The sequence below is a fragment of the Arthrobacter sp. 001422645 genome (genome assembly GCF_059816125.1).
Window position 1 is genome coordinate 223540 of sequence record NZ_JCBANT010000002.1, and the last position, 20850, is coordinate 244389.

At 68.2% G+C, this 20850-nt stretch carries 16 protein-coding genes; 14 read left to right on the plus strand and 2 right to left on the minus strand.

Going from position 1 to position 20850, the window contains the following annotated elements:
* The first annotated feature begins 9 nt into the window (after window positions 1–9).
* The 4 genes from AC6EUH_RS04410 (at window position 10) to AC6EUH_RS04425 (ending at window position 5108) form a co-directional block, all read left to right on the plus strand.
* Window positions 10–651, plus strand: coding sequence for an alpha/beta hydrolase (locus tag AC6EUH_RS04410; protein WP_499737907.1), 642 nt, complete (start codon window positions 10–12; stop codon window positions 649–651).
* A 138-nt stretch (window positions 652–789) separates the two neighbouring features.
* Window positions 790–1824, plus strand: a complete 1035-nt coding sequence (locus AC6EUH_RS04415) for a LacI family DNA-binding transcriptional regulator (protein WP_056428056.1) — start codon at window positions 790–792, stop codon at window positions 1822–1824.
* Window positions 1825–1972: 148 nt separating this feature from the next.
* Window positions 1973–2710 carry an HAD family hydrolase gene (locus AC6EUH_RS04420; RefSeq protein WP_056428054.1) on the plus strand — a complete coding sequence of 246 codons (738 nt, stop codon included), beginning with the start codon at window positions 1973–1975 and terminating at the stop codon, window positions 2708–2710.
* A 67-nt stretch (window positions 2711–2777) separates the two neighbouring features.
* Window positions 2778–5108 (plus strand): glycoside hydrolase family 65 protein, encoded by a 2331-nt coding sequence (locus tag AC6EUH_RS04425; RefSeq protein ID WP_056428051.1) that lies wholly within the window; start codon window positions 2778–2780, stop codon window positions 5106–5108.
* Window positions 5109–5178: 70 nt separating this feature from the next.
* On the opposite strand, the gene AC6EUH_RS04430 is transcribed toward AC6EUH_RS04425, so the two are convergent.
* Window positions 5179–6513, minus strand: coding sequence for an MFS transporter (locus AC6EUH_RS04430; RefSeq protein ID WP_056428050.1), 1335 nt, complete (start codon window positions 6511–6513; stop codon window positions 5179–5181).
* A gap of 236 nt (window positions 6514–6749) precedes the next feature.
* Here AC6EUH_RS04430 and AC6EUH_RS04435 point away from each other — a divergent pair, with 236 nt between their 5' ends.
* The 9 genes from AC6EUH_RS04435 (at window position 6750) to AC6EUH_RS04475 (ending at window position 18529) form a co-directional block, all read left to right on the plus strand.
* A complete protein-coding gene (locus AC6EUH_RS04435) occupies window positions 6750–8123 on the plus strand; it encodes an NAD-dependent succinate-semialdehyde dehydrogenase (RefSeq protein WP_499737908.1) in 1374 nt (457 codons plus the stop codon).
* A 58-nt stretch (window positions 8124–8181) separates the two neighbouring features.
* On the plus strand, window positions 8182–8610 hold the full coding sequence (locus AC6EUH_RS04440) for a hypothetical protein (protein ID WP_499737909.1): 429 nt from the start codon (window positions 8182–8184) through the stop codon (window positions 8608–8610).
* A gap of 102 nt (window positions 8611–8712) precedes the next feature.
* A complete protein-coding gene (locus AC6EUH_RS04445) occupies window positions 8713–9552 on the plus strand; it encodes a hypothetical protein (RefSeq protein ID WP_056429245.1) in 840 nt (279 codons plus the stop codon).
* Window positions 9543–10292: a LamB/YcsF family protein gene (locus AC6EUH_RS04450; protein WP_499737910.1), complete on the plus strand. Its 750-nt coding sequence runs from the start codon at window positions 9543–9545 to the stop codon at window positions 10290–10292. The genes AC6EUH_RS04445 and AC6EUH_RS04450 overlap by 10 nt, the downstream gene beginning before the upstream one ends.
* A 98-nt stretch (window positions 10293–10390) precedes the next feature.
* Window positions 10391–14101 carry a nitrate reductase subunit alpha gene (locus AC6EUH_RS04455; RefSeq protein WP_499737911.1) on the plus strand — a complete coding sequence of 1237 codons (3711 nt, stop codon included), beginning with the start codon at window positions 10391–10393 and terminating at the stop codon, window positions 14099–14101.
* The gene (gene narH / locus AC6EUH_RS04460; protein ID WP_056428035.1) at window positions 14101–15801 is read left to right on the plus strand and encodes a nitrate reductase subunit beta; all 1701 of its coding nucleotides are present in this window, start codon (window positions 14101–14103) and stop codon (window positions 15799–15801) included. The genes AC6EUH_RS04455 and narH overlap by 1 nt, the downstream gene beginning before the upstream one ends.
* Window positions 15798–16418, plus strand: a complete 621-nt coding sequence (narJ, locus tag AC6EUH_RS04465; protein WP_056428034.1) for a nitrate reductase molybdenum cofactor assembly chaperone — start codon at window positions 15798–15800, stop codon at window positions 16416–16418. The genes narH and narJ overlap by 4 nt, the downstream gene beginning before the upstream one ends.
* A 2-nt stretch (window positions 16419–16420) precedes the next feature.
* Entirely contained in the window at window positions 16421–17254 is an 834-nt protein-coding gene (gene narI, locus AC6EUH_RS04470) for a respiratory nitrate reductase subunit gamma (protein ID WP_499737912.1), read from the plus strand.
* A gap of 51 nt (window positions 17255–17305) precedes the next feature.
* Window positions 17306–18529 carry an MFS transporter gene (locus AC6EUH_RS04475; RefSeq protein WP_499737913.1) on the plus strand — a complete coding sequence of 408 codons (1224 nt, stop codon included), beginning with the start codon at window positions 17306–17308 and terminating at the stop codon, window positions 18527–18529.
* 27 nt (window positions 18530–18556) lie between these two features.
* Here AC6EUH_RS04475 and AC6EUH_RS04480 read toward each other — a convergent pair whose 3' ends face one another.
* Window positions 18557–19894 carry a DUF445 domain-containing protein gene (locus AC6EUH_RS04480; RefSeq protein ID WP_056428031.1) on the minus strand — a complete coding sequence of 446 codons (1338 nt, stop codon included), beginning with the start codon at window positions 19892–19894 and terminating at the stop codon, window positions 18557–18559.
* Between the two features lie 50 nt (window positions 19895–19944).
* On the opposite strand from AC6EUH_RS04480, the gene AC6EUH_RS04485 reads away from it, so the two are divergent.
* A complete protein-coding gene (locus AC6EUH_RS04485) occupies window positions 19945–20841 on the plus strand; it encodes a glycerophosphodiester phosphodiesterase (RefSeq protein ID WP_056428029.1) in 897 nt (298 codons plus the stop codon).
* Window positions 20842–20850: the final 9 nt, after the last annotated feature.

The window sequence follows — 20850 nt, forward strand, 5'->3', positions numbered from 1 at the left end:
GCTGTTCCGATGGAGACAGTCGTCTGGTCCAAGCCGGAACACGAACGCCCCGGCACGCCGCTGCTGGTGATGATGCACGGTTACGGCAGGGATGAGTCCCGGATGGCGAAGCTGTTCGACTCCCTGCCGCCCGCATTCACCTGCGCCGCGCTGCGCGGGCCCAAGGAAATCGGGGACGGCTACGGCTGGTTCCTGCTGGACTACTTCCTGACCCATGACCTCGCCGACGTCATCTCCTCCACCAACGCGGTCTTTGACTGGATCGAATCCGTCAAGGCGCAGCACAGCAGTGTCAGCCTGTTCGGCTACTCGCAGGGCATGGCCATGGCCAGCACCCTGCTGCGGCTGCGGCCGGCGCAGTTCCGGGCCGCCGTCGGTCTCTCCGGCTTTGTCCTGGAAAACGAACTCCTCGCGATGAGCGAATCGTTCGAGTCACGCCCGCCGTTCTTCTGGGGCCGGGACCGGGACGACCTTGTGATCAACGACGCCGCCACGGAACACACCGAGGAGTGGCTCCACGCGCACACCAGTCTCACGGCGCGGACCTACCCCGGAATGGGCCACTCCATCTCGGCGGCCGAACTGGTGGACGTCAGCGCGTTCCTCCGCCACTACGTGCTGCGCCGGGACGGCCCACCCGGAGCTGCCTAGCCACCAGTACACCGGTGCGGCAGGGCCAAAGGACCTTTTCTTTGTTTATCCACTTGCGCGCCAATTTTGTAAGCGTTTACACTCGACCTTGGCCATGTTTCCGGCCCACGACTTCAGGGGGAAGAAAGGGCTGAGCCCGTGCTGCAGGCCAAGGCGCCGCGCGCCACCATCCAAGACGTCGCCGCACTCTCCGGACTCTCCATCTGCACCGTCTCCCGGGCCCTCCGCAACCTTCCGAACGTCTCCGTCAGCGCACAGGCCAAGGTCAGCGACGCCGCCGCGAAACTCGGGTACAAAGCCTCCCCGGCAGCCTCCCGGCTGGCCGGCGGCAGCACCGGTTCCATTGCCATCATCGCCCCCACCGCCACCGCATGGTTCTTCGCGCAGGCCGTCGAAGCGGCAGAGGAAGTGTTCGCCGGCGGAGGCTACGACACCGTCCTGATCAGCCTCCGGAACCGGCAAAGTGTGCACCGCAAACTCTTCGGCGACCTGGCCGGGCTGTCCCAGCGGGTGGACGGCGTCCTGCTCCTCAATATCGCCCTCAGCGAAGCCGAACTTGCTGACCTGGCCGGCTCCGGACTGGCCGTGGCCAGTGTGGGCATGCACGACGTGCCCTGGGACAACGTCGGAATCGACAACGCCGCAGCGGCCCGCGCCGCCACCGAACACCTGCTGGGACTGGGCCACTGGGACGTGGCCATGCTCTCCGGCAGCGAGACCGGTGAGCCTTCCCTCATCACCGCCAGCGAGCGGCTGCGGGGCTTCGAACAGGCGCTCGGCGCACATCACCTGACGGTCGACCCGGACCTGGTGCTCGACGCCGGGTCCAGCATCGAGGGCGGCCGGCGGGCGATGATCGAGCTGATCGAAAACCGCCGGATGCCCTCCGCGATCCTCGCCGGCTGCGACGAAACGGCCTTCGGCGCCCTCATGGCCCTGAGGGATCTTGGTTTGTCTGCTCCCAAGAACGTGTCCATCATAGGAATAGACGATCATCAGATGAGCTGTTTCCTGGGACTGAGTACCATCTCCCAGCCGGTGGCCGACCAGGGCGCATTCGCGGCCAACCTGCTGATTGACCGGCTCCACCGCTCGGGGCTCCCGAATCCGCCGTCCAGCCACGTGCTGGAGACCAAACTGATAGAGCGCAAGAGCACCCGCCGCCGGCGCTGACCGGCGCCCTCCACTACCCGCCGGCCGGCCTGCGCCGTCCGCATGGTGCCGCCGTCCAAGAGTTTCCGGGCCCGCCCCGGTGCGCCCGACACAACGGCCGCCGGCCCGCCCGCCGATTTAGATACCCCGTCTGAAAGGACCATCGACCATGACTGAGATTTCCAACAGCACGCCATCGAGCTGGACCAGCGCCTCCGCCATCCTCTTTGACCTCGACGGCGTCCTGACGCCCACCGCAATTGTGCACGAGCGTGCGTGGCAGGAACTCTTCGACGGGTTCCTCCGGACCGTCCCCGAGGCGCCCGGATACCGCGAAAGCGACTACTTCGACCATATTGACGGCAAGCCGCGCTTCGACGGCGTCCGCGACTTCCTGGCCTCCCGCAACATCGTGCTGCCCGAGGGCCCGCTGGATGACGACCCGGCGCACAATACCGTCCACGGCCTGGGCAACCGCAAGAACAAGGTCTTCAACGACATCGTCGAGGCAGGCGGCGTCAAGCCCTACGAAGGTTCCGTCCGGTTCATTGACGCCGCGCTGGCCCGCGGGCTCAAGCTCGCCGTCGTCTCCTCCTCCCGCAATGCCCCGGCCGTGCTCAAGGCCGCCGGGCTCTCGGACTATTTCCCGGTGGTGGTTGACGGCATCGTCGCCGTGGCCGAAGGACTGCCCGGCAAGCCCAGCCCGGCCACCTACCAGTACGCCGCCCGGCTGCTGGGCCTGCCCAGCGAGGCCTGCGTCGTCGTCGAGGACGCCGTCTCCGGGGTCCAGGCCGGAAGCGCGGGACGTTTCCACTCGGTGATCGGCGTGGATCGCGGCGCCGGCCGGCAGACCCTGCTGGCCGCCGGCGCCACCCTCGTGGTCAACGACCTCGACGAGCTCCTCTAGCCTTCCCATCCGCCCGGCAGCCACGTTCACCGCAGCACTTTCACCGCCCACAAGGAAAGCCCCCACTATGGCCCTCATCACCTCGGACCGCGCACGGTTCCCCAACGACCCCTGGCAGCTGGTGGAGACCGTCCACCTCCCCGGCAACGCCGGCACCCTGGAGACGCTCTTCAGCCTGGGCAACGGGCACCTCGGCATCCGCGGCGCCCACTGGGCGGCCGCCGACGCCGAGCTGCCGGGCAGCTTCATCAACGGCTTCCACGAAACCTGGGACATCAAGCACGCGGAGAACGCCTACGGCTTCGCCCGTACCGGCCAGCGGATCCTCTACGTCCCGGATGCAAACAACTTCACTGTGATCATCGACGGCGAAAGCCTGAGCCTGGACGAATCCACCGTGCTGGATTACCGGCGGAACGTCGATTTCGCGACCGGAGTCTACGAGTGCCGGATCACCTGGCAGTGCCGCTCCGGCGCCACTGTGACCACCACCGAACGCCGGGCCGTCGGCTATGAGTCCCGCGGCGCGCTCGGCATCTCGCTGGAAGTTGCCGCGGACCGGGACGTCTCCGCTGACGTGACCTCCTCGGTCATCAACCGCCAGGACCAGCCGGTGGAGGACCACTCGGCCCACGACCCGCGCCGCGCGGGCAGGCACGCCGGGCGCGTGCTGCTTCCGGTACGGCTCGACGGCGGCGACGGCTCGCTGCGCCTGTCCTGGGAGACGGCCGAATCCAAACAGCGGATCGGCCTGGCCGTGGACCACTGGACGAACGCCGGCGTGCAGCCTTTCGACACCCAGGTGCACGAGGACGACAGCAGCGTCCGCTACGTCCTGGCCGTCGGCGCCGACGAGCCGTTCGTGCTGGAGAAGAGCGTCAGCTACGCCGTCGGGCAGGCCTCTGCGGACCTGGCCGACGACGCCGAAGCCGGCCTCAAACCGCTCGCGGACATCTTCGCTGAAAGCGCCGCGCACTACCGCAACTACTGGACCACGAGCGACATCGTCCTCGCCGGGCAGACCGAACTCCAGCAGGGGGTCCGCTGGAACCTCTTCCAGCTGGCCCAGGCCACGGCGTGCGCCGACGTCGCCGGCATTCCGGCCAAGGGGGTCAGCGGCTCAGGCTACGAGGGGCACTACTTTTGGGACCAGGAGGTGTACCTGATGCCGTACCTGACGTACACCAGCCCGGGCAACGCCCGCCAGGTCCTCGAGTTCCGCCACAACATGCTGCCCGAGGCCAAGATCCGCGCCAAAGAGCTCAGCGTGGACGGCGCCCTCTTCCCCTGGCGCACCATCAACGGCCTTGAGGCCAGCGCCTACTACGCCGCCGGCACGGCCCAGTTCCACATCGCCGCCGCGATCGCTTTCGCCACCAACCGCTACATCTGGGCCAGCGGCGACCAAGAGTTCCAGGAGACCCTGGGCTCCGAGCTGCTGATCGAGACCGCCCGGATGTGGGCGTCCCTGGGCTTCTTCGGCAAGGACGGACTCTTCCACATCCACGGCGTCACCGGCCCGGACGAGTACACAGCCGTCGTCAATGACAATCTGTACACCAACGTCATGGCGCGGTTTAACTTGCGCGCCGCGGCGGCGCTGGACCACCCGGAGATCGACGACGCCGAACGCGAGTTCTGGGAGCAGGCAGCCACCCGGATGCAACTGCCCTACGACGAGGACCTCCAGGTGCACTCGCAGGACAACGACTTCATGACCCTGGAGCCGTGGGACTGGAGCACGCCGCGGTCCAAGTACCCGCTGCTGCTGCACTTCCACCCGCTGGTGATCTACCGGCACCAGGTCCTCAAGCAGGCGGACAGCGTGCTGGCCATGTTCCTGCAGTGGCAGGACTTCTCCGCCGAGGAAAAGCGCCGCGCCTTCGACTTCTACGATCCGATCACCACCGGCGATTCCACGCTCTCCGCCTGCGTGCAGGGCATCATGGCGGCCGAGGTGGGCTACGGCGAGGCCGCGCTGAACCACTTCACCCATGCCTTGTTCATCGACCTTGACGACACACACGGCAACACGATCGACGGCGTGCACATCGCCTCCACCGGTGGGGTCTGGAGTTCGCTGGTCAGCGGCTTCGCGGGCCTGCGGGACCAGGGCGAGGTGCCGTACTTCGACCCGCGCCTGCCCGCCGACTGGGACGGGCTGTCGTTCCACCTGAAGATCCAGGGCCGGCTCCTGAAAATCGAACTGGACCAGGGTGCCATCAGCCTGACCGTGCGTGAGGGCGCACCGCTCGACGTTGACGTGCGCGGCGAACTGTTCACGGTCGGCGGCGACCCGGTCCGGGTCCCGTTGGCCCCGGTCGCGGAGCCGGAACCCACGATCTTCCCGAGCGGACTTCCGACGGCGTCCATCCCGATCGTGCGCGCGGCGGTCTGAGCACGCCATAGCAACGCGGGGTCACTCCCATGATCCCCGCCGACATGGGCGCTAGCTGTCCCCGCGTTGCTTAGGAGCGGGCCCCGGTGCCGCCGGGGCTCCCGTCCGCGCCGATGCTCTCGCGGCCGTCCTCCAAGGGGTGGGCTTGTTCATCGGCCCGCATTCGCGCGGCGATCATGGCGACGACAGCCATGACCGGGCACACGGTCCCGGCGACCAGGAAGATGAGGCCCACCGGGATCACCTCCGCGGCCGGTCCGGCGAGGGCCATGGAGACCGGCATCAGGGCCAGCGAGACAAAGAAATCCAGGCTTGAGACTCGGCCCAGCAGGTGCGGCGGCACGCGGCGCTGCAGCAGCGTGCCCCAGATGACCATGCCCATGCCGCCGGTGGCGCCGAAGATGAACAGGGCGGCCGCCAGCGCCCAGAAGCTGTCCATGATGCCGACGGCGGCGAGCGGCAGGCTGCCGGCGCCCCAGCCCACCATCATCACGGTGAGGTAGCGGCGCGGCAGCGGGAACGAGGCAGTGGCCAACGAGGCTGCGGCGCCTCCGATGCCCATGACCGCGAGCAGGAAGCCGAACGTGCGCGAGTCGCCGCCGAGCTGATCGCGGACCACGAACGGCAGGAGCACCTCGATGGGGCCGATCAGGAACAGTACGGAGATGCAGGCCCACAGCAGGGTCCACAGCAGCCAGGGGGTCCGGACTGTGTAGCTGACGCCCTCGCGGAGGTCGTGCAGCACGGACGTCTTCGCGCGCGGGCCGGGTGCAGTGCCGCCTTCCGCGGCTGTCAAGCTTTCGGTCCCCGGGAGGGGCTCGCGCCGGAGCAGGTTGAGGATGCAGAACGCCAGCAGGTGGCAGGCCGCCACACCCGTCACGGCGTGCGCGGGGGAGAGGGCGGCCACCAGGATGCCCGCGACGGCCGGGCCGGCGGCCTGCTGCAGGACGGGCCGCATGGTCCCCTCCAGGCCGTTGGCCGCGAGCAGGTCCTCCGGCGGCAGGATCCGCGGGAGGATGGCGGAGTAGGCCGGGAAGAAGAACGCGGCCCCGACTCCCAGCACAAACGCTCCTACCGCCAGATGCCAGAGCTGCAGCCAGCCCAGCATGGCCAGCCCGCTGATGCTGGCGATCACGGCAAGGTTGGCGCCCTCCACCGCGATGATCAGGAGCCGCTGCGGGAACCGGTCCGCCGCGATGCCGCCCGCCAGCAGGAAAGCGACGAGGCCCACGCTGCCCGCGGCCGCCACGAGGGAGAGCTCCAGCGGGCCCCCGCCCAGATGGATCACCTCGTAGACCATCGCCACGGCCCACATCCCGGAGCCGAAAATGGAGATGGCCAGGGCCGCTATCAGCACACGGTATTCCCGGTGCACGAACGGACGGAAGGCCCTCGGTGAGCGCATGGCTCCAGTCTAGGGGCCGGCCCGGACCCGTCCCAGCCCGGCGGACGCGGGCCGTCCCCCGGGGACCGGATGGAATAGCAGGACAGGTGCCGGGGTTGCCGCCTAGTGGGGCGGGTGACCTTATCGGGGCAGCCCGTTCCGACGTACCGGGCCCGGAGGGCCGGACTGCCGCAACAACGCGGCGGCGGCCGGGGACCGGTTGGGCTGGACTACTCAGAAACGGAGATGGTGGATTAATGACTGCCTACAAAACAGTGAACCCCGCGACCGGAGAAACGTTGAAGGAATTTCCCCTCGCCACCGCGGCCGAGGTGGAGCACGCGCTGGCGGACTCGAAGGCGGCCTTCAAGGGCTGGCAATCGGCGCCGGTAGAGGCCCGCGCGAAGGTGATTGCCCGGGTGGCCGAGCTGTACCGGGAGCGCCGGGACGAGCTGGCCCGGCTGATTGCCACGGAGATGGGTAAGCCCCTGGCCCAGTCCCGCGGCGAAGTGGGCCTCGTGGCTGACATCTACGCCTACTACGCGGACGAGGGCCCGTCCTTCCTTAAGGACGAAATCCTTGAGGTCAAGGGCGGCGGCGAGGCCATCGTCCGCTCCGCGCCGGTCGGGCCGCTGCTGGGGATCATGCCGTGGAACTACCCCTACTACCAGGTGGCGCGGTTCGCCGCCCCCAACCTGATCCTCGGCAACACCATCCTGCTCAAGCACGCCGGCAGCTGCCCCCAGTCGGCCCTCGCCATCGAGCAGATCTTCAAGGATGCCGGGCTCCCCGAAGGGGCCTACATCAACCTCTTCCTGAGCAACGACCAAGTGGCGGAGGTCATCGCCGATGACCGGGTCCAAGGAGTCTCGCTGACCGGCAGTGAGCGGGCAGGCTCGGCCGTTGCCGAGGTGGCCGGACGGAACCTGAAGAAGTACGTGCTGGAATTAGGCGGCAGCGACCCCTTTATTGTCCTGGACTCCGAGGACCTCGACGCCACCGTCAAGGCTGCCGTCAGCGGACGGATGGGGAACGCCGGGCAGGCCTGCACCGCCTCTAAGCGGTTCATCATCCTCGAGGACCTGTACGAGGCGTTCGTGGAGAAATTCACCGCCCGGATGTCCGCGATCAAGCCGGGCGACCCCCTGCTGGCCGACACCCGGTTCGGCCCGCTCTCCTCACAGAGTGCCGCCGACGGCCTCATAGAGCAGATCCAGGATGCTGTGGACAAGGGCGCCACCCTGCGGACCGGCGGTCACCACGTCGAGGGCCCCGGCGCCTACGTCGAGCCCACGGTGCTGACTGATGTGATCCCCGGGATGCGGGCGTTCTCGGAAGAGCTCTTCGGCCCTGCGGCGGTCATCTACAAGGTCGCCGGCGTGGAGGAAGCCATCGAGCTGGCCAACGGTTCCCCGTACGGCCTCGGCGGCGCGGTCTTCAGCGCCGATGCCGAGAAGGCCAAGGATGTGGCTGATCAGCTGGATACCGGGATGGTGTTCATCAACTCCGTGGCCGAAACCCAGGCGGATCTGCCGTTCGGCGGCGTGAAACGCTCCGGCGTCGGGCGCGAACTGGCACGGTTCGGCATGAATGAGTTCGTCAACAAGAAGCTCATCCGGACACCGCGCTAGATCCGGAGCCGGCGGGGCGCTTCAGCGCAGCGGAGGCGCCCCCGGATAGGCTCCTGTCATGAACACATCGGCCACCGTGACGGCGCGGCGCAGCCTGGCATTCATCGGCACCAACGCGTTCTTTGCCGCGTCCCTGGCCACCGAACTGACCCGCCACTTCCCGGAGGCCGCCCGGTTCCCGCTGGACGGCATCAGCCACACGGGCGACGAGTTCGACGTCGAGCTCGACGCCGGGCAGGGTCTGCGGGCCACCGGACGGAAAGCCGAACTGGAGATCAGCGGTGTTCTGGACCGCCGGCAGTTCGCCGCTCCCAACTTCCAGCTCGGCAACGCCAGCGCCGCGCTCAGCAACGTCTACCTGCCGTGCAGCACCGGGCGGCTCACGGAATTCGGAGTCGAATGGCCCGGCGCCGCCACCATGTACCCCGGACCGCTGGGCCCGGCGTCATCGGCCTTCCTGGCCGTGGCCGAATCGTGGGCGCTTTAGCCGCGTTGCCATTCGGCGGCAGAGGCGCGGGCGGAAGGGCCGGTGGCCTAGTGTTAATACCGGATGAAACTCAGCACACTTACGGTTCACGGAGAGGCGATGATGGCCAAGCTACGCAACCCGGCAATAAATATTGCCCAGAAGTCAGCACACAACGCGATGTTCGATGCCCAGGGCAATCCCAAGCCTGGCGTCCACAATGTGCTCCTGCGGGCCGTTGAAGTCCAGCGCCCGTTGGTGCTGGCGAACCTCCGCCGGCTCCAGCGCAGGCACCCCCAGGCCACTGCGGCGCAGCTCGCCGCGACGCTGGAACGGGACTATCTCCTCGCCGTCACCGGCGGCGGTGCGCTGGTGGGCGGGGCGGCCGTTATCCCCGGCGTCGGGACCGCAGCGGCACTGGGCCTCTCGGCCGCCGCCACGGTTGGGTTCCTCGAAGCCACCGCACTGTTCTCCACCTCCCTGGCCGAACTCCACGGGGTGCGGCTGGTGGATCCCGAGAAGGCCAGCACCCTGGTCATGGCGATCATGCTGGGCGAGGAGGGCACCGCGCTGTTGAGCTCCCTGAGCGGGCAGGCAGCCGGGCAGGGCAGGGGCCCCACGCAGGCGTGGGGTTCCCTCTTCTCCCGCCGGGTACCGCTGGCCGGCTTCGGCACGGTGCGGGAACGGATCCAGACGATGTTCCTCCGGACCCTCCTGAAACAGCAGGGCACGGCCTGGCTGGGCCGGGCGTTGCCGTTCGGCATCGGCGCCGTCGTGGGCGGCGTCGGCAACCGCGTGATGGGCCGCGCCGTCGTCGCGAACGCCAAGGAGGCGTTCGGCCCGATGCCGCTCGTCATTCCCGGAGAGCTCGGGGGCCCGCCGCAGGCGGGGCACCCGGAAGCCCTGCAGGAGAAGGACACGAAGGACAGCTCTGCGGAGAAAGGCGGCACGTTTTGGATCTGAATGCTGATCTGGGGGAGTCCTTCGGGACCTGGACCATGGGCGACGACGCCGCGATGCTTCCGCTGGTCACGAGCGCCAGCGTGGCCTGCGGGCTGCACGCCGGGGACCCCGTGACCATGCTGGACACGTGCCGGGAAGCCTACGAGCTGGACGTCCGGGTGGGCGCCCACCTCGGGTACCCGGACCTGGCCGGATTCGGCCTCCGGGCCATGGACATCACTTTCGATGATCTTTTCGGCGCCGTGCTGTACCAGCTCGGCGCCCTGGACGGGGTGGCGCACGCCGTCGGGGCCTCCGTGGACTACGTCAAACTGCACGGGGCTCTCTACGACCGGACAGTGCGCGACGCCGAACAGGCCTCCGCCGTGGTTGCCGCCATCCAGGCCTACGATCCGGGACTCCCCGTCCTGGGCTTCCCGGGCTCGGCCCTCTTGGGGATCGCCAAGGACGCCGGACACCCGGTCTTCTCCGAGGCTTTCGCTGACCGCGCCTACCTGCCCGACGGCACGCTCGTGCCGCGCTCGCAGGACGGTGCCCTGCTGCACGACGTCGGCCGGATCGCCGAACGGGCCCTCCGCCTCGCCACCAAGGGCGAAGTGGAGGCCGTCGACGGCACTGTGCTCCGGATCGAACCGGATTCTCTGTGCATCCACGGCGATAGCCCCGGCTCCATCGAGACGGCCACGGCGATCCGCGCGGCCCTGGTAGGCGCCGGAGTGGAGCTGGAAAGCTTCGCCTGAGCCCTGCCCGACGGCCGGCGCCAGCACCCCGCCCGGCGGATTCTGGCCAGTGCCGCAAGGCCCTATCCGGGTCCGAAACGGCAACCTAGCTTGAAGGCATGACTGCCGGAGGCTCCGCGGGGTTAGACGGACCCGCCTCGGACGCAATGTTGAAGCTGGGCCGATTCTTCACAAAATGGGACCAGACCGGCGACGGCAGGGCGGTGTTCCGGGAAGGCGGCCGCAAGGGCGACATCTTCTACCGGGACCGGTGGAGCCACGACAAGGTGGTCCGCTCCACCCACGGGGTGAACTGCACCGGCTCGTGCTCCTGGAAGGTGTACGTCAAGGACGGCATCATCACCTGGGAGTCACAGCAGACCGACTACCCCTCCGTGGGCCCGGACAGCCCGGAATACGAGCCTCGGGGGTGCCCGCGCGGCGCGGCCTTCTCCTGGTACACCTACTCGCCGACGCGCGTGCGTTTCCCCTACGCCCGGGGTGTCCTCGTCGAAATGTACCGCGAGGCGAAGGCCCGGCTGGGCGACCCGGTGCTGGCCTTTGCCGACATCGTGGGAGACCCGGAGCGGCGCCGCCGCTACCAGCTGGCCCGCGGCAAGGGCGGCCTGGTCCGGGTGTCCTGGCAGGAAGCGATCGAAATCGCGGCTGCCGCCCATGTGAACACGATCAAGAACTACGGCCCGGACCGCTGCGCCGGCTTCTCTCCGATCCCCGCGATGTCGATGGTCTCGCACGCGGTCGGAACCCGCTTTATCCAGCTGATCGGCGGGGTGATGACGTCCTTCTACGACTGGTACGCGGACCTGCCCGTGGCCAGCCCCCAGGTCTTCGGCGACCAGACCGACGTCCCGGAATCCGGCGATTGGTGGGACGCGGGCTACCTCATGATGTGGGGATCCAACGTCCCCGTGACCCGCACCCCGGACGCGCACTGGATGGCTGAGGTGCGGTACCGCGGCACGAAGGTGGTCACGGTCAGCCCGGACTATGCGGACAACACGAAGTTCGCCGACGAATGGCTCCCCGCCCAAGCCGGAACCGACGCCGCGCTGGCCATGGCGATGGGCCACGTGATGCTCAAGGAATTCTTCGTCGAGCGGGAGGTCCCGTTCTTCTCAGACTACGTCCGCCAGTACACCGACCTGCCGTTCCTGGTCCGGCTCGAACGGCGCGACGATGGCTCCCTCAGCCCGTCGAAGTTCCTCACCGCCCGGGACCTCCCGGCCGAGGCCGGGGCCGAGGACGCGGCGTTCCGCACCGTAATGTTCGACAAGGCGGCCGGGCGCCCGGCCGTCCCCAACGGCTCCCTGGGGTTCCGCTACTCCGGCAGCGGCGAAGGCAAATGGAACCTGGACCTTGAAGGGATCGAACCGGCGCTGTCGCTGCGCGAAGTGTCCGCCGAGAGCGCCGAGATCCTGTTGCCCTGCTTCGAGGAAGCGGACGGCACCGGCAGCGTACTCCGGCGTGGAGTACCTGTCCTGGAGGTGGAGGGCCAGCTTGTCACCACCGTGTTCGACCTCATGCTGGCCCAATACGGCGTGGGCCGTGCCGGGCTCCCGGGGGAGTGGGCCGCTGGCTATGACGACGCCGCGACGCCCTACACCCCGGCCTGGCAGGAAGAGATTACCTGCGTCCCCGCGCAGGCCTGCATCCGGGTGGCGCGCGAATTCGCCCGGAACGCCGAGCAGTCCAAGGGCCGGTCCATGATCATCATGGGCGCCGGGATCTGCCAGTGGTTCCACGGCGACACCACCTACCGCGCGGTGCTGGCGCTCGTGATGCTGACCGGCTGCATGGGCCGCAACGGCGGCGGCTGGGCGCACTACGTGGGGCAGGAGAAGACCCGGCCGGTCACCGGCTGGCTGTCGCTGGCCAATGCCCTGGACTGGTCACGCCCGCCCCGGACCATGATCGGAACTGGCTACTGGTACATGCACACGGACCAGTGGCGGCAGGACGGCTACTCCGCGGACGCGCTGAAGTCCCCGCTGTCCACCGGGGCCATGGACGGCATGCACACCGCCGACGCACTAGCCCAGTCCGCCCGGCTCGGCTGGATGCCGTTCTACCCGCAGTTCGACCGCAACCCGCTGGACCTCGCGGACGAGGCGGAGGCCGCCGTCGCCGCCGGCACGGCGAAGGACACCCCGGGCTACATCGCGGACGCGCTCAAGAACCGCACCCTCAACCCGGCGATCGAGGACGTGGACGCCCCGGAGAACTGGCCCCGAACCCTGGTGCTGTGGCGCTCCAACCTGTTCGGCTCCTCCGCCAAGGGCAACGAGTACTTCCTGCGGAACCTGCTGGGAACCCACAACAATGTGCTCGGCCAGGACCACGCCGAAGGCCTCAAACCCCGGGACGTGAAATGGCACGATCAGGCGCCGGAAGGGAAACTGGACCTGCTGGTCTCCGCGGACTTCCGGATGACGTCCACCACGCTGCTGTCCGACGTCGTGTTCCCGGCCGCCACCTGGTACGAGAAGCACGACCTGTCCTCCACCGACATGCACCCTTTCGTGCACGCCTTCACGCCGGCGATCGACCCGCCGTGGGAGACCAAAACGGACTTCGACATGTTCCACCTGCTGGCCCAGGAGTTCTCCCGGCAGGCCGTGACCCACCTAGGCGTGCGCCGGGACCTCGTGAGCGTGCCGCTGCAGCACGACACCCCCGGCCAACTCGCCCAGCCCGGCGGAATCGTGCGGGACTGGCGGGACACGTCCATCCCCGCGGTTCCGGGGCAGAACATGCCCGTCTTTTCCGTCGTGGAGCGTGACTACACGGCCATCGCGGACAAGCTGGCCGCCGTCGGGCCGCTGGCCGACAAACTGGGCTTCACGGTTAAGAACGTCAGGTACAAACTCGCTGGAGCGTTGGACCGGCTCAGCCGCTCCAACGGGGTGATGCTCGGCGGCGCCGCGGACGGCCGCCCCGCGATCGACACCGACGCGAAAATGGCCGAGGCCATCCTGGCCTTCTCCGGCACCACCAACGGCGCCCTGTCGGTGCAGGGATTCAAGGACCTGGAACTGCGCACCGGGCGGAAACTGGCGGACCTGTCCGAGGGGTCCGAGGAAAAATTCATCACCTTCGCCCAGACCCAGGCCGGCCCCGTCCCGGTGATCACCTCCCCGGAATGGTCCGGCTCCGAAACGGGCGGGCGGCGCTACGCCCCGTTCACCATCAACGTCGAACGGCTCAAGCCCTTCCACACCCTGACCGGCCGGATGCACTTCTTCCTCGACCACGACTGGATGATCGACATCGGCGAAGCCCTGCCGATCTACCGGCCGCCGCTGGACATGCACAAGCTCTTCGGCGAACCCAGACTCGGCCAGGACGGGGCCATGGAGGTGGTGGTCCGCTACCTGACGCCGCACTCCAAATGGTCCATCCACTCCGAATACCAGGACAACCTGCTGATGCTCTCCCTCTCCCGCGGCGGGCCAACGGTCTGGATGAGCCCCGCCGACGCGGAGGCCATCCAGGTCAAGGACAACGACTGGGTGGAGTGCCTGAACATCAACGGCGTCCTGGTGGCCCGGGCCATCGTCAGCCACCGGATGCCGGCCGGCGTCGTCTACGTCCACCACGCGCAGGAACGCACCATTGATGTGCCCAAGTCCGAGGCCACCGGACGCCGCGGCGGCATCCACAACTCCGTGACCCGGCTGCTGGTCAAACCCTCGCACCTGATCGGCGGGTACGCCCAGCAGGCCTACGCGTTCAACTACCTCGGCCCCACCGGGAACCAGCGCGACATGGTCGCCACCGTCCGCCGTCGTTCCCAGGAGGTGCAGTACTGATGCGTGTTATGGCTCAAATGGGCATGGTCATGAACCTGGACAAATGCATCGGCTGCCACACCTGCTCCGTGACCTGCAAGCAGGCCTGGACCAACCGTGCGGGCACCGAATACGTCTGGTTCAACAACGTCGAAACCCGCCCCGGGCAGGGGTATCCGCGCCGCTACGAGGACCAGGACAAATGGAAGGGCGGCTGGGCGCTGAACAAGCACGGCAAGCTGGTCCTCAAGGCCGGCGGCCGGGTCAAGAAACTCCTGGGGATCTTCGCCAGCCCGGTCCAGCCCGAGCTCAAGGACTACTACGAGCCGTGGACCTACGACTACAAGACCCTCGTGGACGCGCCCCTGGGCGACGATTTCCCGGTGGCCCGGCCCAAGTCGCTGATCACCGGGAAGGACACGAAGATCACCTGGTCGGCGAACTGGGACGATGACCTGGGCGGTTCCACCGAAAACGGGCACCTGGACCCGATCGTGGAAAAGGTCCGGCGGGACTCCGAAGACAAGATCAAGTTCGCCTACGAGCAGACCTTTATGTTCTACCTGCCCCGGATCTGCGAGCACTGCCTCAACCCCTCCTGCATGGCCTCCTGCCCCTCCGGCGCGATCTACAAGCGGGTGGAGGACGGGATTGTCCTGGTGGACCAGGACAAGTGCCGCGGCTGGCGCCAGTGCGTCACCGGCTGCCCGTACAAGAAGATCTACTTCAACCACAAGACCGGCAAGGCCGAGAAGTGCACGTTCTGCTACCCGCGGGTGGAAGTGGGGCTGCCGACGGTCTGCTCGGAAACCTGCGTGGGCCGGCTGCGGTACCTGGGTCTGTTCCTGTACGACGCCGACGCCGTCACCGGGGCGGCGTCCGTCACGGACCCCCAGGAACTCTACGACGCCCAGATGGATGTGCTGCTCGACCCGAACGACCCCGCCGTCCAGGCCGAGGCCAGGGCCCAGGGCATCCCGGAGGACTGGATTGACGCCGCCCGGCGCTCGCCGGTGTACGCCCTGGCGAAGGTCTACAAGGTCGCCCTGCCGCTGCACCCCGAATACCGGACAATGCCGATGGTCTGGTACGTCCCGCCGCTCTCACCCGTGGTGGACCTGCTGCGGGACCAGGGGCACGACGGCGAGGACGCCGGCAACCTGTTCGGCGCCATCGACGCGCTGCGCATCCCGGTGGAATATCTCGCAGAACTCTTCACCGCCGGCGACGCCGACCGGGTCACCGCGGTGCTGAAGAAACTCGCGGCCATGCGCTCCTTTATGCGCGGCATCAGCCTCGGCAACGACCCCGACGACTCCATCCCCGAAGCCGTGGGCATGGACAGCCAGACCATGTACGAGATGTACCGGCTGATGGCGATCGCGAAGTACGAGGAGCGCTACGTCATCCCGAAGGCCCACGTGGAACAGGCCCACGATCTGGAGGAGATGGGCTGCTCGCTGGACTTCGAGGGCGGGCCTGGCATGCAGGATTCCGCCCCGTTCGGCGAGGCCAGCGGCAGGCCCGTCCCGGTGGCCGTGGAAACCTTCAACGCTCTCCGCGACCGGCAGACGTCCGGCTCCGCGCCCGGCGACACCACCCTGCGCGGCAGGGTGAACCTGCTGAACTGGGACGGTACGGGGGCGCCGACGGGGCTTTTTCCGGAGAAGCCGCCCGCTGGCTCCGCAGCGGCCCCGCCGGCGGCGGGGGAACGGCCGTGAGCCGGCGCGAGCAGGTGGTCTACCTCGCGGCGGCCTGGTGCCTGTCCTACCCGGACGAGGACCTCATCGGCCGGGTGCCGCTCATGCGCGCCGCGCTGGGCGAGTTCCCCGGCGCCGCCGCGGACTTCCGGGAGGTGCTGGATTCGCTGGAATTCACGCCCCCGATGGAGAGCCAGGCCCATTACGTGCGCGAGTTCGACCTCGGCAAACGCCACGCCCTGCATCTGTCCTACTGGACGGACGGGGACACGCGGCGCCGCGGCGAAGTCCTGGGTAACTTCAAGAAAACCTACCGGCAAAGCGACATCCTGGTGGACACCCACGGGGAACTGCCGGACTACCTCCCGATGGTCCTCGAGTACGCCGCGCTGGTGGACCTCGCCGCCGGCCGCGACCTGCTGACCCGCTTCCGGGCGAGCCTGGAGATGCTCCGCTTCGGGCTCCTCCGGGACGAACTTCCGCACGCCCGGATCCTGCAGGCCATCTGTGCCACCCTGCCCGGGAAATCCCCGGCAGACGAGCAGGCTGTCATGCGGATGGCCGGTTACGGCCCACCCACCGAGGCGGTGGGCCTGGACCCCTACGATCCGCGGCTGCTGCCCGTGAAGGGGGCCTGACCATGCTGGCATCCGAAGCCGAGCCCGGATCCGCCGTCGGAATCTCCGCACTGGACATCGTGCTCTGGGGCGTGCTGCCCTACGTCATGGTGGTTGTGCTGGTGGGCGGGCTGGTCTGGCGCTACAAGTACGACCAGTTCGGCTGGACCACAAGGTCTTCCCAGCTGTACGAATCCCGGCTGCTCCGGATCGCCTCACCACTGTTCCACTTTGGCCTGCTCGCCGTGATCGCCGGCCACTTCTTCGGCCTGGTCATCCCGATGGCGTGGACCCAGGCGGCGGGGATGAGCCAGGACTTCTACCACTTCAATGCCCTGCTGGTGGGCGGGATCGCGGGGGTGGGGACCTTGGGCGGGATTCTTCTGCTGATCTACCGCCGCCGCACCACGGGGCCGGTTTTCATGGCCACCACCACGAACGACAAGACCATGTACGTGGTGCTCACTGCCGCCATTGTGTTCGGCCTGTGGACCACCCTGGCCAGCGTCTTCGAGGGCGAGCACGGACACAACTACCGCGAAACCGTGGCCCCATGGTTCCGCTCCCTGTTCATCTTCCAGCCGGACCTCGCGGCGATGGCGGCTGCGCCCTTCTCCTTCCATCTGCACACCCTAATGGGCATGGCGCTCTTCGTGATCTGGCCCTTCACGCGGCTGGTCCACGCCTTCACCGCCCCGTTCCACTACCTCTTCCGCCCCTACATCGTCTACCGCTCGAGGGACCGGGACCGGGACGGCAGCACAACCGGCCCCGCGGGCGCCCGGACCTCCAACGTCGCGGCCCGCCGCGGCTGGTCCGCCGTCGGGACCCGCGACCGGGACACCCGGAACCGCTGAGCCGGACCGGTGCCGCCCTGTTGAACTGACGTCGAACTGAGAGGAAGACCAGTGGCCGGATCCGGGCCTGTTCCTTCAACCGCCACTGCGGGGCGGACGCTCAACCTCGTGCTCGCCACCTCGGCGTCGGTGGCCGGATTCTGGGCTTGGAACTCGGTGGCCACCCTCGGCGCCTTCTATACCGTGAATCTTCAGCTGACCCCGGCCGCTACGGGCGTGCTCGTGGCCATGCCCGTCTTCGTCGGCTCGCTGGGCCGGATCGTCGTCGGCGCCTTGACGGACAGGTACGGCGGCCGGGCCATGTTCACCTTCGTGCTGCTGGCCTCCATCCTGCCGATCCTGCTCGTGGCCGTCGGCGGGGTCCTCAGTTCCTTCGCCCTGGTGCTCGGTGCCGGGCTGCTGCTGGGCGTCGCCGGGACCGTTTTCGCCGTCGGGATCCCGTTCGTCAGTGCCTGGTACGAGCCGTCGCGACGCGGCTTCGCCACCGGCGTCTTCGGCGCCGGGATGGGCGGCACGGCGCTGGCCGCCTTCCTGAACCCGAGGCTGGTCGCGGGAATCGGCTACTTCCCCACGCACCTGCTGATCGCCGGGATCCTCGCGGTCATGGCGGCCCTGGTGTGGTTCCTGATGAAGGAAGCACCGGGCTGGACCCGCAACAACCTCCCCGTCCTGCCCAAGCTGCTCGATGCCGTGAAGACCCCGATCGCGTGGAAGATGTGCTTCCTCTACGCCGTAGTCTTCGGCGGCTTCGTTTCCTTCGCGACGTACCTGCCGACCTACCTCCGCGACGTGTACAGCTTCGATCCGAGCGGCGCCGGCGCCCGCACCGCCGGCTTCGCGCTGGCGGCCGTGCTGGCCCGGCCGGTGGGCGGCGTGCTCGCGGACAGGTTCGGGCCTAAGCCCGTCGTGATCACCTCACTGACCGGCGTCGCGGTCCTGGCCTGGGTGGTGAACCTGCAGCCCGACGGCGAAGTCCCCGCCGGCCTGACGTTCGTCGCCATGGCGGCGGCGCTGGGCCTCGGAACAGGCGGAGTGTTCGCCTGGGTGGGGTTGCTCGCCCCGCCGGGGAAAGTCGGCAGCATCAGCGGCGTGGTCAGCGCGGCCGGGGGCCTGGGCGGCTACTTCCCGCCGCTGATCATGGGAGCGACGTACGATCCCGCGACGCACAGCTACTCGATCGGGCTGCTGCTCCTGGTCTTTACGGCGCTGGCCGCGCTGGCCTTCACGATCGTTGCCCTGCCCGGCCGGGCAAAGGCCAAGGTCATGGCCGCCTAGCCGTACTTCCCAAGGAGTGGCGGATTGTCAGCCGAAGACCAGATGCGCCACCGTGAAAATGGCGAGCCCGGCAAGGGCCCCCACCACGGTGCCGTTGATCCGGATGAACTGCAGGTCCTTGCCGATCTGCAGCTCGATCTTCTGCGAGGTCTCCTCGGCATCCCACCGGGCCACGGTATCGGTGATCACGCCGGCAATGTCCGAGCGGTACGTCCGGACAAGGTAACCCGCGGCGTCCCCGATCCACTTGTTCACCTTGCCGGCCAGTTCGGGATCGACCACCAGGCGGGTGCCGAAGTCATGCACGGCGGCTTTGAACCGTACGGTGAGTTCGCTGTGCGGGTCGTCGACGGCGGACAGCAGAGCGGCTTTGATGGTGCCCCACGTGCGGGAGGCCAGTTCGCGGATCTCGGGATCGCCGAGCACCTGGGCTTTGATGCCTTCGGCCCGGGCGATCATCACCGGATCATGCTGCAGATCCTGCGCGAGGTCCTTGAGGTACTTGTCGATCGACAGGCGGACCTGGTGCTGCGGATCCGACTGCACGGCCCGGGTGAACTTCAGGATCTCCACGTAGACTTTGTCGCCCACAAGCCCGTCCACGAACGACGGCACCCACGTCGGCGAACGGTCGGTGACCAGCCGGTTGACCGTTTCCTGGTTGTCCCGCACCCAGTCCACGGTGCGGTCCACCAGCACGTCCACCAGGGCGTGGTGGTGCCCGTCCTCGAAGATCCGCTGTGCCACCCGGCCCACCGGGGGACCCCACGGCGGGGCGAGCAGATGCCGGCGGACCATGCCCTCGATCACGGCCTGGACGTCGTCGTCGTTGAGCACCGTAAACGCCCCGCGGATGACGGCGGCGCCTTCCTTGGCGACGCGGTCGGCGCCGCCGGGCCCGGAGAGCCAGGTCCCGGCTTTGCGGGCGATGTCAACGGAGGCGAGCTTTTCGTGGACCACCTGTTCGGAGAGGAAATTGGTTTCCACGAATTCGCCCAGCGAGGCGCCGATCTGGTCCTTGCGCTGCGGAATGATGGCGGTGTGCGGGATCTTGATGCCCATGGGGTACTTGAACAGGGCTGTCACGGCGAACCAGTCCGCGAGGGCGCCCACCATGCCGCCCTCAGCCGCGGCCCGGACGTATTCGAGCCAGGGGTACTGCTCCTGGAACGCAAAGGCGACCACAAAAATGACGGCCATCAGGACCAGCAGCGAGAGCGCCAGCAGCTTCATCTTCCGCAGCGCGGCCGCCTTCTCGGCGTCGCCCGATGCCACGGACCGGCGGCGGGCCGGCTCCCCGGCAGTGCGTTCTCCGGCGCCGCCGGGGCCTTCCGGACGGGTACTTGGCTCAGTGTTCACCTGCATGTGCCCAGCCTAGCCCCGCTTTGGCGGGGCCCGTCGGCTAACGTGGCAGCATGACGACTGACGAGTCCGCCGCAGCCCGTCCCCTGGTCTACGCCCACCGCGGGGCGAGCGAAGCGTTCGCCGAACACACCCGGGCCGCTTACCTGCAGGCAATCGCCGACGGCGCCGACGGAGTGGAGTGCGACATCCACCTCACCCGGGACCAGCATGCGGTGCTGCTGCACGACGCCAACCTGGACCGCACCTCGGACGGTACCGGCCCCGTGGCGGACCGTACTCTTAACGAGCTCCGGCAACTGGACTTCTCCTCCTGGAAGGGCGTCAGGATTCCGGACGACTATGGCGCCAGGTCCGCCCAGTTCCTGACACTCCCGGAACTGCTGGTGCTGCTGCGGAACGCCGGCCGGGAAATCGGCCTGGCGATTGAGTTCAAGCACCCCAGCCCCTTTCAGCTCAAACTCGAGGACCGCGTCCTGCAGGTCCTCCGGTCCGAAGGCTGGGATCCGGCGACGTCGCGGCTGGGCAACATCACGGTGTCCTTCATGAGCTTCAGCCCGGACTCGGTGAAGCACCTGCTGAGGTCAGTCCCGGCCTCCGCCGTCTGCCAACTGGTGGACGAGGTGAACGTCGAGGAACTCCGGGAGGAACTCGGCCTGGGCGCGTTCACCGGCGGGGCGCTGGCGAACGTCATGAAGGCAGCGCAGACCGAAGCTGAGCGGATCCTGGACGACTGCGAGACCGGGCTGGCCGGTCCGGGGATTGACTATGTCCGCGAGCATTCCCGCACCATCCGGCGCTGGCTCGGCTCCGGGCGCCGCTTCCGGGTGTGGACGGTGGACTCGGAAAACGACGTTGCCCTGTGCCAGGGCCTCGGGATCCACGAGATCACCACGAACAGGCCGGCGCAGGTCCTCGCCCAACTGTCGGCCGGCTCCCGGAGCCACTAAACGGGCAGA

Excerpts from the sequence above, each read along its gene's own strand:
- AC6EUH_RS04420 (WP_056428054.1), top strand. The coding sequence starts at position 1,973 with ATGACTGAGATTTCCAACAGCACGCCATCGAGCTGGACCAGCGCCTCC.
- AC6EUH_RS04485 (WP_056428029.1), top strand. The coding sequence starts at position 19,945 with ATGACGACTGACGAGTCCGCCGCAGCCCGTCCCCTGGTCTACGCCCAC.
- AC6EUH_RS04480 (WP_056428031.1), bottom strand. The coding sequence starts at position 19,894 with ATGCAGGTGAACACTGAGCCAAGTACCCGTCCGGAAGGCCCCGGCGGC.
- narH (WP_056428035.1), top strand. The coding sequence starts at position 14,101 with ATGCGTGTTATGGCTCAAATGGGCATGGTCATGAACCTGGACAAATGC.
- AC6EUH_RS04430 (WP_056428050.1), bottom strand. The coding sequence starts at position 6,513 with ATGCGCTCACCGAGGGCCTTCCGTCCGTTCGTGCACCGGGAATACCGT.
- AC6EUH_RS04440 (WP_499737909.1), top strand. The coding sequence starts at position 8,182 with ATGAACACATCGGCCACCGTGACGGCGCGGCGCAGCCTGGCATTCATC.
- AC6EUH_RS04455 (WP_499737911.1), top strand. The coding sequence starts at position 10,391 with ATGACTGCCGGAGGCTCCGCGGGGTTAGACGGACCCGCCTCGGACGCA.
- narI (WP_499737912.1), top strand. The coding sequence starts at position 16,421 with ATGCTGGCATCCGAAGCCGAGCCCGGATCCGCCGTCGGAATCTCCGCA.
- AC6EUH_RS04410 (WP_499737907.1), top strand. The coding sequence starts at position 10 with ATGGAGACAGTCGTCTGGTCCAAGCCGGAACACGAACGCCCCGGCACG.
- AC6EUH_RS04435 (WP_499737908.1), top strand. The coding sequence starts at position 6,750 with ATGACTGCCTACAAAACAGTGAACCCCGCGACCGGAGAAACGTTGAAG.
- AC6EUH_RS04425 (WP_056428051.1), top strand. The coding sequence starts at position 2,778 with ATGGCCCTCATCACCTCGGACCGCGCACGGTTCCCCAACGACCCCTGG.
- AC6EUH_RS04445 (WP_056429245.1), top strand. The coding sequence starts at position 8,713 with ATGGCCAAGCTACGCAACCCGGCAATAAATATTGCCCAGAAGTCAGCA.